General features: G+C 71.1%; 13 protein-coding genes. 10 read left to right on the plus strand and 3 right to left on the minus strand.

What is annotated here, in order from left to right; genetic code table 11:
- Positions 1–360: 360 nt before the first annotated feature.
- The 8 genes from ABIH81_RS29965 (at position 361) to ABIH81_RS30000 (ending at position 6,557) form a co-directional block, all read left to right on the plus strand.
- A complete protein-coding gene (locus tag ABIH81_RS29965; protein ID WP_349878198.1) occupies positions 361–1,011 on the plus strand; it encodes a hypothetical protein in 651 nt (216 codons plus the stop codon).
- A gap of 415 nt (positions 1,012–1,426) precedes the next feature.
- A complete protein-coding gene (locus ABIH81_RS29970) occupies positions 1,427–2,272 on the plus strand; it encodes a hypothetical protein (protein WP_349878199.1) in 846 nt (281 codons plus the stop codon).
- The gene (locus ABIH81_RS29975) at positions 2,269–2,586 is read left to right on the plus strand and encodes a hypothetical protein (RefSeq protein ID WP_349878200.1); all 318 of its coding nucleotides are present in this window, start codon (positions 2,269–2,271) and stop codon (positions 2,584–2,586) included. Before ABIH81_RS29970 ends, ABIH81_RS29975 begins: the two co-directional genes overlap by 4 nt.
- A 251-nt stretch (positions 2,587–2,837) precedes the next feature.
- Positions 2,838–3,974: a monooxygenase gene (locus ABIH81_RS29980; RefSeq protein WP_349878201.1), complete on the plus strand. Its 1,137-nt coding sequence runs from the start codon at positions 2,838–2,840 to the stop codon at positions 3,972–3,974.
- A 29-nt stretch (positions 3,975–4,003) separates the two neighbouring features.
- Positions 4,004–4,354, plus strand: coding sequence for an Lsr2 family protein (locus ABIH81_RS29985; protein ID WP_349878202.1), 351 nt, complete (start codon positions 4,004–4,006; stop codon positions 4,352–4,354).
- Between the two features lie 180 nt (positions 4,355–4,534).
- Positions 4,535–5,533, plus strand: coding sequence for a MarR family transcriptional regulator (locus ABIH81_RS29990; RefSeq protein WP_349878203.1), 999 nt, complete (start codon positions 4,535–4,537; stop codon positions 5,531–5,533).
- Positions 5,534–5,628: 95 nt separating this feature from the next.
- Positions 5,629–6,276 (plus strand): GGDEF domain-containing protein, encoded by a 648-nt coding sequence (locus ABIH81_RS29995; RefSeq protein ID WP_349878204.1) that lies wholly within the window; start codon positions 5,629–5,631, stop codon positions 6,274–6,276.
- 134 nt (positions 6,277–6,410) lie between these two features.
- Positions 6,411–6,557, plus strand: coding sequence for a hypothetical protein (locus tag ABIH81_RS30000; protein ID WP_349878205.1), 147 nt, complete (start codon positions 6,411–6,413; stop codon positions 6,555–6,557).
- 447 nt (positions 6,558–7,004) lie between these two features.
- Here ABIH81_RS30000 and ABIH81_RS30005 read toward each other — a convergent pair whose 3' ends face one another.
- Together ABIH81_RS30005 and ABIH81_RS30010 are read right to left on the minus strand one after the other, a co-directional pair.
- The gene (locus ABIH81_RS30005; RefSeq protein ID WP_043328857.1) at positions 7,005–7,400 is read right to left on the minus strand and encodes a hypothetical protein; all 396 of its coding nucleotides are present in this window, start codon (positions 7,398–7,400) and stop codon (positions 7,005–7,007) included.
- Between the two features lie 29 nt (positions 7,401–7,429).
- Positions 7,430–9,439, minus strand: coding sequence for a hypothetical protein (locus ABIH81_RS30010; protein ID WP_349881244.1), 2,010 nt, complete (start codon positions 9,437–9,439; stop codon positions 7,430–7,432).
- Positions 9,440–10,620: 1,181 nt separating this feature from the next.
- On the opposite strand from ABIH81_RS30010, the gene ABIH81_RS30015 reads away from it, so the two are divergent.
- Together ABIH81_RS30015 and ABIH81_RS30020 are read left to right on the plus strand one after the other, a co-directional pair.
- Complete coding sequence (locus tag ABIH81_RS30015) at positions 10,621–11,658, plus strand: hypothetical protein (protein ID WP_349878206.1); 1,038 nt, start codon at positions 10,621–10,623, stop codon at positions 11,656–11,658.
- Positions 11,659–11,773: 115 nt separating this feature from the next.
- On the plus strand, positions 11,774–12,844 hold the full coding sequence (locus tag ABIH81_RS30020; protein WP_349878207.1) for a peptidoglycan DD-metalloendopeptidase family protein: 1,071 nt from the start codon (positions 11,774–11,776) through the stop codon (positions 12,842–12,844).
- Position 12,845: 1 nt separating this feature from the next.
- Here ABIH81_RS30020 and ABIH81_RS30025 read toward each other — a convergent pair whose 3' ends face one another.
- Entirely contained in the window at positions 12,846–13,685 is an 840-nt protein-coding gene (locus ABIH81_RS30025; RefSeq protein ID WP_349878208.1) for a DUF4253 domain-containing protein, read from the minus strand.
- Between the last annotated feature and the right edge of the window lie 159 nt (positions 13,686–13,844).

A 13,844-nucleotide genomic window follows, 5' to 3' on the forward strand; every position in this document is an offset into this window, starting at 1 on the left:
CACCGCCGCACCCCACGGTGCGCTCCGCCCACCCGCCTTTCGAGGCCGGTCGGCTCCCGCGCCGCGCGGCGACCCCCAGGTCCGCACCCCACCATCAGCACCACCCGCTACACCTGCCCCTGTTCGCCCCGCGAGCCGACCCATGTACCCGGTGGGCCGGCCGCTTCCGCGCGCGAACAGCACGTCCTAGCGAAGGAGGAACCCCAGATGACCGCAACCAACGATGCCGCGACTCCCCTGAGCCGCTACGGCACCCGCGTGATGCCCTGCAGGGGCCGAACGACCGGCCCAGCGGCAACCACCGCCGGCACCACGGCGCCTACCAGGCCGCTGGTCACGCCGACCGCGACGATCCACAGCATGATCGTCTGCCTGCCCGACGGACTGCCGTCGCAGGCACTCACCGACACCCAGCTCGACCGGCACTTCGGCGTGTCCGGCACCCTGCAGCCCCGCTTCTGGGCCATCCCGGACATGTGGCTGTGGCAGCGCGGCCACCTGGTCGCGCCCCGCAAGGGACGCCCGGTCTACTGCGCCGGCGGACCGGTCAAGCTGCTCGGCCTCGCCGCCATGCGCCAGGCCGCCGGCGTCGGTGCCGGCATCCGCCATCAACTGTGGCAGCAGGTCGTGCACGGCACGCGGCCGGCGACCCCGTGGCCGGCCTTGCTGGCCCGCCACCTGGCCGACCCTGCCCGCTACCCGCGTGAGCGGGCCGAGGCGGACTTCCACCACCAGCCCCGCGTCAACGCGATGCGGATGCACAACGCGGCCGCCTACGGCGCCGCCCACCTCGCTTTGGGGGAGCTGGAGATGTTCCAGGCAGGCCCGATGGCCTACCAGCACTACAGCGCCACCACCGCGGTGTGCGGCGACGCCCTGCTCACGGCGGACGGGCACCAGCTGGCACCGGCGAGCGACGCCCTGACCCACCGGGTGACCTACCTCGAGCAGGCGATGCGGTACCTCGACACCGTCGAGGCCGACCAGCGGCTGCTCGCCGTCGCCCTGTAGCACCACCGCACCGGAACCGGTCGGGCGCCGCCACCCATCCTCTTCTTCCCTGGGGATCGGCGGCGGCCCGACCGGCTCTACCCCATCCCCCCTCGGGCCGGCCACCAGCAGCGGACGCAAGCTCCGCAGCCGCGGCCCTGAGCGTCCCCGGCCCTGCGACGCAACCTGGCCGCGACGAGTGCGGCCACTGCCGCCACGCCAACGTCCACCGCCACCTGAACCACGCCCGCCTGGGACTCCATCCGACCCGCTCCTGCGGGCCATGGGCCGTCCCCACGGGCCGAAGCAGCGTGGCGTGGACCCCGCTGCCGGCTCCGCGCGGCGCCGCCCGGCGCCCCGGGCCGGGGCGCCCCTCACGCCCGGCCAGCACAGCGGCCGGCCTTTCCCTCTTCCACGATCAGGAGGTTTCCCCGCCATGTCCGATCGACTGTGGTTTCGCCTCGACGACGTCCTGCCGCTCGCCGAACACGCCGCCTCCACCGGCGCGCACCGCAGGACCCGGCAGCAGTACCGGGCCGGCGTCCCGGACCAGGCCGCGCTCATCTGGTCCCACGACATCGACGGTGACTGGTTGTCCTCCTACGGCGTCCCCCGCTGGTATGACGTCGACGGCGCCGGCCACCGCGTCCGCGCCGAAACCTGGATCCACACCGCCACCGGCGCCACCGGCAACCCGGTCCCTGCCGACGACGGGAACGGATTCCTGCCCCTGCACACCGATCACTTCGACGGCCGCCGGGACCTGCTCGACCTGCTCCGCCACGCCCGCCGCCACGGGATGCACTGGTTCGGGCTGCACCCGGGCCCGGCGGGCGAGACCACCGGCGGCCGCTACCGCGTCTCCCGCAGCCGCGGCGACATCAGCCCGCCGCTTGCCACCTGGGCGCCGGCGACCGTGACCTGCGACGTGGTCGGCGGCGGCGCCTACCGCGCCCTGGTCGCCACCGGCTACACCGCCCTCGCCGGCACCGGGGTGCTGTGCCGCTTCCCTCGGTTCGCGGTGCAGCGCATGGCCGTCCACCTCGACGCCCTCTACCCCGGTGACATGCCCGGCGAGCATCCCCGGCTGTGGTTCGACGGCGACGAGGTCACCGTCGAGTGGGAGGACGACGACGGCCTGGGCAGCCGCTGGGTCGAGGCCGACCGGGTCGTCCCGGATGCCAACGGCTGCTACGCCGTCGGCGCCTACCAGTGGCCCTGGAGCCGTGTCGCGTCCGAGGCGACGACCCGCGCCACCGACCCGGAGGGCCGGTCGCGGTGATCGTTGACGAGGTGTTTCACCAGCGCGGCCACGGCACCTACGAGCTGAGCCGGGTGCACCACATCGACGGGTACGTCCTGCGGGTGCGGGTCTGCCGCGACAGCTACGCCACGCAGAGCACGGCGGTCGCCGAGGTCCTCACCCCGCTGTTCACCTGGACGATCATCGCGAGCAGCCCCGGTAGTGGCTGGCACCGCACGACCCCGGCCACGCCCCCGGACGCGACACCGCTGATCACGGTCGCCGACGAGGTGCTGCAGCGGGCCCGGCGGATCCTTTCCGTGCCGCCTCCGTTCACCACGCCCGGCCGGTAACCGGGCAAGGCCACACCTTCCCGCTGCCCGTCCGGTCGCGCCTCGCGCATCAGTGGACGCAGCGCGGCGCCACGTGCCCGCGTCTCTGTAGGCCCGCCGGAGTACGGCGGCTGACCTGTGTGTTTGCGGCCCACCGCCGCTGACTCTCCTTCTCACTGGCACCACCTGGCCGATGCCCGGCCACCCCGCGCACTCGCGCACACCCGGGCACGGCCGTGCCCGGGTTTCCCGCCCTCCAGAAGGGAACCCTCATGACATCCGCCACCAGGCCCACCATCGCCGTCATCGGCGGCAGTATCACCGGCCCGGTCACCGCGCTGCTGTTGCTGCGCGCCGGATTCGACGACGTCACCGTCTTCGAGGCCGCGCCGGCGTCCGCGCCTCTGGGCGGCGGCCTCATCGGCCTGGAACACCCCGCCCTCGACGTGCTCGACCGCCTCGACATCGGCCAGCACGAGTTCGTCGCCCATGACTCCGAAGCCATCGTCCAGATGACCGTCCTCGACCGCCGGCCGGCCGAGACGATCCGGCGTACCTATCCGGGGCGGAACACCACCTGGACGCTGCTGCACCAGGCGCTGATCCGCCGCCTGCCCGCCGGTGTCCTGCACACCGGTATGAAGGTCACGGCCCTGGTCGAGCAGGACGGTCGGCCGGTGCTGCGGTTCCGCGACGGCCACACCGCGGCCGCCGACCTGGTCGTGTTCGCCGACGGCCGGTCCTCCACCGGCCGCCGGCTGCTGGATCCCGAGCGGGCTCTGCGGTACGCGGGCTACGTCGCCCACCGCGGCATCGCCGGCATCACCCCGCAGCCCGGGCTGCGGGACTTCCTGCGGTTGCAGCCCTGCCCGGGCGTGCAGTTCAACCTCGCCCCGGTACCCGGCGGCTGCGACTGGACCTTCTACCTCGACTGCACCCGCGCCGAGTACGCGCAGCGGTTCGGCGCCGACCCCACCCGCCGGGTCTTCGCCCTGCCCCGGCATGTCAGCCCGGCCGCCCGCGCCCACGTCGACACCCGCGCGGGCCTGCTCCTACCGGCCGACCACGCTGCCGTTGTGCGCGCCACCACCACTCGCATGGCGGTACCGGTCCTCGACATCACCCCACCGCACCGGATGGTGTGGCCGGTCGGCGCCGGTCATGCCGTTCTGCTCGGTGACGCCCTCGCCCCCGTGCGCCCGCACACCGCGCGCGGCGCCAACAACGGCATCGAGCAGGCTGCCGGCCTCGCTGCCGCCCTCATCCAGCACCGCAAGTACGGCGCTGACCTCGCCGCCGCCCTGCACGGCTGGCAACGCCGACACCTGCCCGCCGCCGTCGCCGCCGTGCGTCGCGGGCCCGTCATCGGCCGGCAGCTCGGCCTCGGCAGTCACCGACCCGCCCGGTAACCCACCCGAGTGGAAAGGAGGTGGCCCTGATGGCCACCAAGATCACCGCGATTCTCGTCGACGACCTTGACGGCTCCACCGACGACGTCGCCACCCACCAGTTCGCCTTCAACGGCATCACCTACGAGATCGACCTGTCCGCCGGCAACTTCGACCGGATGGCCGCAGCGTTCGGCCCATTCCTCATGGCCGGGCGGCGCCTGCCGAAACAGCCCCGGGCAGCGCGGCGCCAGCGCGGCACCGCGACCGGCCGCGTCCAGAGCCAGGAGATCCGCACCTGGTGGTGGACGGTCAACTGGCGGGAACTGAACCTGCCCCGGCCACGAACCGGGGGCGTCATCCCCGCCGCGGTGCGCGACGCCTACCACGCCGCCCACTGACCCCGGTCACCAACAGGCTGCCGGGCGTGCGATCACCGGGCGGCGCACCTGTGGCGCCGCCCGGCGGAGTCCCACATCTCGGGCAGACGACTTGATCGATACCCGGTCCGGAGCGTGCATCAGTGCACGCCTCACTCACCAACCCCCTGCCGACGGCAGGAGAAAGGGGGCCACGCGCCCATGACCAGCACCCCCACGAATACGACCACCGATACGCCCGTGCCAGCGCCACTGGCGCCCAGCGTCGTGAAGGTCCTCGCCGCGCTGCACCGGCTCGGCGAAGCGACCGCCGCTGCCATCGCCACCGACGCCGGCCTCGGCTACTCCACCACCACCCCGAAACTGCGCACCCTCCACACCGCGGGACTGGCCGAGCCCACCCGAAGCGACACCGGACCCACCCTGTGGCGGCTGACCGACGCCGGCCGCGCGCATACCGAACAGGGCGGACACGGTCAGCCCACACCGCAGCCCGCCACCCGCGACACCGACACACCCGGCGCCGCCGCAGAGCACGGGCCGTGCGGCGACGACAGGCAGAACACTGGGGAGGCTGACGCGAAGGACGACGACGAGCGGCCAGCCGCCGAGGTTCCCGCCGACGGGCAGCCGGACGCGCCCCAGGATTCGGCATCGCCAGCTCCTGGTGATGCCGGCGCGGCATTCGATGCGGCCGCTGAAGCCGAGGACACCGAAATCGAGCACGGCGACGACAGCGACCGCTCGATTGCCGAGCCCGAGGTGCCCGTCGCGACCGACGGCACCGGCTCGGCCATCGGACCGGCGTCCGTAGCGAACGATGCGGAGGCCGGACCGGCCACACCGCAGCGTCCCTCAGCCGGCACGGCCGCCGACAGCACCACGGGTGAACGCGCTACGGAAGCACCGGCCGCGCCGCCGGCCACGGAGGCGGCGGGCGAGGCGGCACAGGCCTCTACCCGGCGGGCGTCGGGCACCCTGCGCGGCGCGATCCTCGACGTCCTCGAGGCCAACCCCGGCCGGCAGTACAAGGTCAGCGAGCTGTGCAAGCTGGTCGACCGGGCCAACGAGGGAACCGGCGCGAAGAAGGCCAGCGCGGGCGCGGTCCACAACGCCGCCGTGAAGCTCGTCGGGACCGGGGAGGTGGTCCTGGCTGCCGAGAAGCCCGCCACGTTCGCCCTCGCCGATCCCACCGCCTGAACGACCCCGCCCTGCCGGTAGCCCGGAGGCGGGCGTCGAACTTCCCGGAACCACGCCCGCCCCCGGTGCTCCTTACTAGAGAAGGAGCTTCCGAAGTGTCTCCTATCCTGACCTCGATCGTCACCGCCGTCGGTGGAGTCCTCGCCGGTCTCGCCCTCGCCGCAGCGCTGCTGTGGCGCCAGCAGCAGGCGCTGACCCGCGCCCGCTACTCTGCCGACCACGACGACACGACAGGTCTGCCGAATCGGCGGGCCCTGCTCGCCGCCCTCACCCGCGCCACACGCGCCGATGCCCCGTTCGGGCTCGTCCTGCTCGACCTCGACGGCTTCAAAGCCGTCAACGACACCTTCGGCCACGAGGCCGGCAACGACGTCCTCACCGAGGTCGGCCGGCGGCTGGCCGCCCTGCGAGGGCCGGTGCGCCTCGCCGCGCGCCTGTCCGGCGACGAGTTCGCCCTGCTGGTCGACGGCGGCCCCGACGAGGTCGCCGCCGCCGCCCGCGCCGCCTGGCGGGCGGTCGGCGGCCACCCCGTCGACCTCGGCGAGCACGCGCTGGCCGTGCGTGCCAGTGTCGGGCACACCAGCGCAGCCCTCGGTGTCGGCCCGCGGACCTTGCTGCACCAGGCCGACATCGCTATGTATCGGGCAAAGCAATCCGGTGCCGGAGTCCATGGCGCCACCGCCACCACCAGTCACACCGGGCCGCCGCCGGGTTCCCGCCTGCGGGACCTGCGCCGCCACTGACCGCTTACGGACACGCCAGGGGGCCTCGCGCCGATGACGCGAGGTCTTCACCGTGCCCCGCTTTCGCCCGCCCAGCCCTTACCTTCCCCGTCCACGGCGACGGTCGCCGAGACCTCGTCGGGAGCACATCCGCCGTGAGCGTCCCTCACCTGTACACGATCGGTGGCCAGGTGACCATCGACCTGGCAATGGCCCGCGTCAGCAGCCGGGCGAGACTCACCGCCGTCACCCGCTGCCGGTCGGCGTCGTCGTCGAACCCGTTGACGGCGGCCGACCGGTGAAGGTCAGCCCCGTATGCCTGGCCCGCCGCGTCGGCGGACGCCACCACCGGCAGCGAGTGGACCGCGGTCCACGGGCGCCCCTGCACCGGGGCGTTTTCGTCGCCGTCGCCAGGGCGAGCTGGAAGCAGCCTCAAGGCGAGCTGTTCGCGTACGGGTTGCAGGGGCAGAGCCGCGGACGCCACCGATTACATACAGCCTTCGGCATGCGCAACGCGGCGAGCTGGCCGTTAGCTGCGGCCAGCACATAAAGTCATCGACCACATACGGCGGCCTCTGGCGAGCCCGGGCGATGTCCGGATCTAGCCGAGGAGAGGGCGTCGCGGTCGCTGTTGTATCGATGTGAGTTCGCCGAGACGTGGCCGTTGAGCGCTGGCCTGGCCGCGCAGGTCTTGCATGGCGACCGTACTTCCCGGCGATGTGCGGATCTGCTGGCAGATTGTAGGCGGGCTACAGGTTGTTGATTCGGGCCAGCAGCTCTGCCTCGGTCAGGTTTTCCAGGACCGCGTCCTGCTTGCGGCCCAGGACCGCCAGCAGCTTCTCCTTCTCGAGCTTCTTGGCCGCCGCCGCCTTCGCCGCCTGGTCCTCCGCGAGGCGGACGGCGATGACGTGCTTGACGACCTCTAACTTGGTCTCCAAGGTCGCCTTGGCTGGATTGGCCTCGGTGGCAACGAACGACTCGGTGTCGACGGCCTTGAGTTCGGCGTTGACCGCCTTGGCCACATCATCGAGGCTGAAGCCGGACTTGGCGGTCAGCGGAAGCTCCCATAACTGTTCCGTGGTCAGCAGTCCCTTGGCCGACGGATAGCGGAACTTTTCCCGCGTGGCCTTTTCAAAGATGGTCACGATGGCCTCTCCGATTTCTGGGTAGGGAATCAGAACTGGATGCTGATGAGGTGGCGTCGGCCGCCGGTCATGGTCACCTTGGCGACCACAGAGCTGCGGACCGTGGAGCTGAAGCCGAGGCCGGACAGCTGGTCCGGAGACGGCTCGCACTTGGTGCGGTCGCCGAGAACCTCGAACACCTTGCGGTGCGGCTGCAGGTCGCCGCGGAGGAACTCGTTGTAGATCCCCCGCGTCGGCTGGTCGTTCACGCACCCCTTCAGGATGAAGAAGTAGTGCCGGTTGCCGACCTCGTTGTCGTCGAAGTAGTTCGGCGAGTACATGATGGTGGACACCGGCACGAACTGTTCGGTGGTGATGCCCCACACCTGCCTGCCCGCACTGCCCGGCTGCAGGTCTTCACCCGGCCGGAAAGCAGTGATCACACCGCCGGTAACCGTCATCCGGCCCACCTCGACGGTCTCCTTGTGGCCGACCGCGCGCTCGTGGCGGTAGTGCTCGATCCTCCCGTTGCTCTCGGTCTCGATCACGAAGCCGCCCTGGGCGCTGTCCCGCTTGCGGTACTGGTTCACCTCGATCCGGTACTCACCGTCAGGGACACGGTCGGTCCAGGTGACGTTCTCCACCGGCTCGCGGGAGAGCGGCCCGCTGGCGTTCATGTCGACGTCCAGCTTGTTGCGCTTCTCCTGGTACCAGATGTGGTCGCCGTTGGGCTCGAACACGTGCAGGTCGAGGTCGTCGTGGTTGAACCAGGACAGGCTCACCCGCAGCTTGCCGGTGACGTTGCCGCCGGCCCGCTTGACCTTCTCCCTGATCGAGTCGGTGACGTTGCCGCCGTACGACCAGCCGAAGTCGTTGTCCCACTTGAACAACCGCGGAGCAGCCGGGTGCCGGCCGGTCGTGAGACTGACGAAGTGCGGCTCGTAGGTGTTGGCGACCCATAGGTCGATGGTGGTGGCGGTGGGCAGGATGTCCTTCATGAAGGAGATTACGGGAATCTCCTCGGGCTTCGCGTCACGAAGGCGCGCACCTGCCGACTTCACGGTGGCCGCCTGCATGAGCAGCCCTTCGATGCCGTCCTTCATCCGCGGCTGTGTGTCGTTGTCGACCCACAGCACGTTGGTGACCGACACGTCGGACAGCCGGGCGAACCGTCGCTGCAACGAATCCTCGATGCCCAACTCGTCAATGGTCCTCATGGCAGCCTTGACCATGGCCGGGGTGATCAACGCCGTGGGGCGCTGGTAGTTCTGCGGTGCCACCTTCGTCTCGAACGACCGGACCGCCTGCTCCAGGTCGGCGCCCGCGGAGAGATCCTGGACGAGGGTGCCGATCACCGTGTTGCGAAGGCGTGCCGCCGGGTTCATGGCGTTGGCGAAGACGAAGGCCCGTCTGTCGGTCGCCGTCGTCCACTGGTTCTGCAGCGACCGGAACTCGGTCACCGCCCGACGATGCTCCGTGCCGCGGTAGAGGGCGTTGTCGTCGATCAGGTCGACGACGGTGTCCAGAGCGTGCGGGGTCAGCTCGGCCAGGCCACGCTGGAAGACCTGCACCGCCGCGTCGAAGTTGCCCTGTGCCGCGCCGACGTCTTCGATGCGATGCCGGTTCTCCACCCGGCCGTGCAGGTGATGCCACACCTCGACCTGGCCGTCGCGCAGCGTCCGGGTGGTCTTCGTCCCGTACTGCGCCTGGGTGGACCGGAAGATGGTGGACAACGGCAGCGAAAGAACGAACTCGTCCAGAGCGGCGGCGACGACGGAGAAGACCGGGTCGGATGCCGACGCCCCGGACCAGACGGTACGGACCCGCCCGTCGTGGATCTCGACGACGTTGCCGAAGTGCTTGATGAAACCGCGGCACGTCGAGCAGTCGTACTCGGACCGCTCACGGAACCGCAGATTGGTACCGGCGGGGAAGGAATCGAGAAAGGTGAGCCAAAGTGAGTCCCGGTCGAGACCGTCGCCGACGATGTACAACTCAGCCTTGGACATGGTGGACAGACGCGAAGTCACATCCGCCACGAACTGCTGGAAATCGCCCACCGCTTCATCCCCCTTGATCGCCGGAGATCCTACGGAGCGAACGCCAATCGGAGAAACGCCTTTCCGGCTTTCCGCACGGTCACGGACGGGCGCCGGTGGCCGGCGGTCAGCCGACCGGAGCGCGTACGGCGGTGGGGTGCCGGGCCGGCGGTCAGCAATTTCCGCCAGTTGGCCGGTGGCGCCGATGAGTACATCCCGGCTCACGCAGTGGTCGCCTTCCCGGCACCGGCAGGCCTGGGTGGTCGAACAACTTCTCAGGCACGCCAGGCTCGGACCGAGGGACCGCGTGAAGGCGCGTTCGCTCATGCCGCGTTCCGGTCGCCAGCCCATGTTGGCTGATTGATCATCGCAAGTAGCGGCCCTGGGTCATCGGGCCAGCCACCACCACTGCCCTACGGCAGCGTCGGCGTCTCCATCGACCCCACTCGGCGGCAACAACCGCCGCCACTGCCTGACGTCTTCCGCCACCTGCTCATCACCGTCGACCCCACCCGCGTGCGCCTGGATCCCGAGCAGGCCACCTGAGCGGCGACTCCTCACTGCCGTGTCGGGCGGGCAACGTCTCACCCGTCCGACATGACTTGACCTTCGTCGAGAGATGAGCGTCGATCAGTGCTGGTCGTCGTCCGTCGTCCGGGCGGCAGCATTTCCAGAGGCCCCGGCGCGAGTCGGGCGGCGACCGTGCATGCCCGCGATCCGCCGACCGAAGGGCCACCCGCATGGCACACCCCGCAGACCCCGAGGACCGCAGCCGGCGTCCCAGCGACCGCACCTCTGTACCGGAGGACGTCACCGACAGGCTTTTGTGGGCGCTCGCGGTCGACGTCGCCGCCGCCCATCAACTGGGATCCGATGGTGCCTGCAGGAACCTGCAGTGCCGCCGGCAGTACGCCCCCTGCTGGGCGTTGCGCACCGCCCGGCACGCCGAACAACGCGCCCGCCGCGCCACCACCGCACTCGCTCCGCCGCCTTCGCCGCGTCCGGCCGGGACCGCACGCGGACGCGCCCCCGTGCCCGCCGTGCCGCGTCGCTTGACCGGCTGGTTCACCCCGGCCCACTCGCCGGCACCTGTGATGCGGCCCGCGTCCGTACCGGGCGCGGTGCTGCCGGAATCCCGGCTTCACCGGCGTCCACCCGTGGCGGCGTCGGCCGCCTGAGCACGCACCCTGGAGGCAGAACTAGTGAACTTCCTACCGAACGACACACTCGCCGGCTACGCCCGCACCGCCGTCGACCTGCGCATCCGCATGGTCGACTACCACCGCAGTCCGCTTGCGGCGCAGTACCTGCAGGCGTTCTTCGGCAGCCGTCTCGCCGACCACCCCAGTCCCAGTTCCGGGGGCATGGCGAAGGTCCTCGACGCGGTGCGTGCCATCACCGCCAACCCGTGGCGATTCGGCGAACCGTACGTCATCGCCCCCGCGATGACCGCGATCATCGCCGCCGCCGCGGCGGCCCTCGACCTGACCGGCGAGGTGCTTCCCGCCGACGTCGCCCCCGATGACGGCGGGGTGCTGTTCCTTCCCGAACCGATCTACCACCGCAGCCTCAGCGGTGAGGTGTCCTCGATCGGGGCGATCACCTGGGCCCGCACCACCAGCACCAGCAGCGGCCGGTTCTTCTGGGCCGTCGCCGGCTGGGCCGACCACCATGACGCGCACGACCCGGCGGCGGTGCGCCGTCGTGCGCAGCTCGCTGCCCGGCCGGATCTCGCCCGTCAGTTCGGCCCCTACGTGCTGACCGACGTCACCGAGATCCCCATCGGTCAGTCCGTCGACCCCAGCCCCGACCTTGCCGTCTTCGACGGGGACGACCGCGACTGGGAACCGGCGCCCGACGGCCGGTTCTGTATTGACGAGACCACGACCGCGATGCGGGCCTGCGCCGCTGTCGCCTATGCCTTCTGGCGTATCCAGGCTCAACCCCTCGCGACCGTGGCCGCCGCCCCCTTGGACCGCGCCGCGCGGCGCCGCGCGGTACGGGCCGGCATCCGCCATGACACCCGCGTGGTCATGCTGCGCCGCACCAGCCCTCTCGCCGAACCGACCGACGGCGAGCCCAAGTGGCACTACCGGGTGCGGTTCGTCGTCCGCGGCCACTGGCGACGCCTCATCGACCGCGACGGCCACCCCTACCGCATCTGGATCAACGCCCACATCAAAGGCCCCGACGGGGCGCCCCTGCTGCACGGCGAGAAAGTCGCCATTCTCGCCCGCTGATTCCCGCACCCCGCCCGAAGGCCGCGCGACGCCTGTCCAGGCCCCGCTCGGCCTTCGCCGTCCCCGCGCCCGACCCGCTCCCGCCGCCTGCCCTTCCTCAAAGGAGCAACCAGTCATGACCATCCGCGTGCTGTCCTGGATCGCCATCGCGGTCGCCAGCGTCCTGCTGCTGTGCTCCGGATTGGCCACCACCCTGATCTTCGGCGGCGGCGGCGCCGGCGCGTGCGGGCCGACTACCAGCGTCACGCCCACCGCCCCGTCGGCCGCCCGCGGCCCCGCCCTGGGCGGGATCGCTCCGATCGGTGACTGGAACGCCGAGCAGGTCGGCAACGCCGCCACCATCACCACCGTCGGCATGCGCCTGGGCGTCCCGCCCCGCGGCTGGGTCATCGCCGTGGCCACTGCGATGCAGGAATCCTCCCTGACCAATACCCCGGGTGGAGACCGCGACTCGGTCGGCCTGTTTCAACAGCGCCCCTCCCATGGCTGGGGCACACCGGAACAGCTGCACGATCCCCAGTACGCAGCAACGAGGTTTTACCAGAGGCTGCAGGACGTCGACGGCTGGCAGGCGATGCCGCTGACCGAGGCCGCCCAGGCCGTGCAGATCAGCGCCTTTCCCGACGCCTACGCGACATGGGAAGGACCGGCCACCCAGCTGGTCACCGCGATCGCCGACACCGGCGGCCTGGTCGGGTGCGGGGCCACCGGCCCCTGGACGCAGCCCGTCCTGGCCCCTGTCGGATCCGGATTCCGCACCGGCGATCGACCGGGCCACGACGGCGTCGACCTCAGCGCCCCGCGCGGCACGATCATCCGCGCGGCATCCGCCGGGACCGTCCGCACCGTCCGCTGCAACGCCGTCCACGCCGACACCGGCGGCGGATGGGGCTGCGACCGCGACGGCGACCCCGTTCTCACGCGCGGCTGCGGCTGGTACGTCGACATCGACCATGCCGGTGGGCTGCTCACCCGCTACTGCCACATGGACCAGCCGCCGATGGTGACGGTCGGGCAGCCGGTCGTCGCCGGGCAGCCCATCGGTGTTGTCGGCTCCACCGGCCACAGCTCCGGCCCGCACCTGCACTACGAGGTGCACCGCCACGGCGATGCCAGCCCGAACGGTGCGATCGACCCGGTGCCCTTCATGGCCGCTCAGAACGCCCCGCTCGGGCGGTCGACGTGATTCAGGGGCGGTCGTGCAGGAACCATGCGTCGCCTCGGGTGAGGGCGATCGCGAGCTGCCATTGTTCGCACTGCAAGCTGCCACCGACGGCTAACTGCTCCTTGGCCAGCTCCCATGCCTGCGGACCGGGGTGCGGCCGGCGTTGCGCGGTGAACTGCAGCATGGTTCCCCAGGCGGCGATCAGGGCGGCGCCCCACCGCTGTTCCCACTGCCAGATCGCTGCTGCCAATGCGGCGACGCCCTTGTCGCGGTCGGCTCCGAAGTAGGGCACCCAGGCGGGGGCCAGCCACTGCGACGTCGTGGGCAGCAGCACCAGCTGGACTTGCGGCGGGGTGTGCCATCGGGCGGTGCCGACGAGGTACTCGGACCCGCTGAAGGCTCGGGAGGCGAGCTGCCCATCGGCGATGAGGGTGTCGTAGGTCCACCGCTGCAGGGCTGCCGACGTGGTGGGTGGGGTCAGCTCTTCGATGGCCCTGGTGACCATGTCGTCACCCAGAAACGTCTGGACATAGCGTTCAACGTCTTCCTGGTCTTGGACGTCATCCCTGCGGTATCGCCGATACACCGACCACGGATCCAGCGTCCGAGCCACCTGGTCCAGGTCGGCGAGCTCATCGGCATCTGGTTCGTGGCCGGGGACGCCTGGCAGCGTGAACACCGGCCAGCGGCCTGTAACAGGCATGGCCGCATGAGCCGCCTGCCAGGCATCGAGTAGTCGGCCAGGATCGACCTCTTCCACCACGAAGGTGTGACCGGGCCCTTCCTCTACGGGATGGCCGTGCAGAGCAGTACCCCGCAGTGCGGTTGCGATGTCACCAATGTCCTCGATCCGCGGAGCCATCCACGCACGGTAATACCGGCCGCCGACATGCCCGCCTGAGCCGTCGCCTCCTGCCCATCGGCGCGGTTCGGTGGGCGCGATACCGCGGGGTTCGAGTACCGCCGCCTCCCCGCGAAAACCATGAGTGATGCCGGCGCGTCCCTGGCACCCAAGCTCGAC

This window comes from Micromonospora sp. HUAS YX12 (genome assembly GCF_040215685.1).
Classification (GTDB): Bacteria; Actinomycetota; Actinomycetes; order Mycobacteriales; family Micromonosporaceae; genus Micromonospora; species Micromonospora tulbaghiae.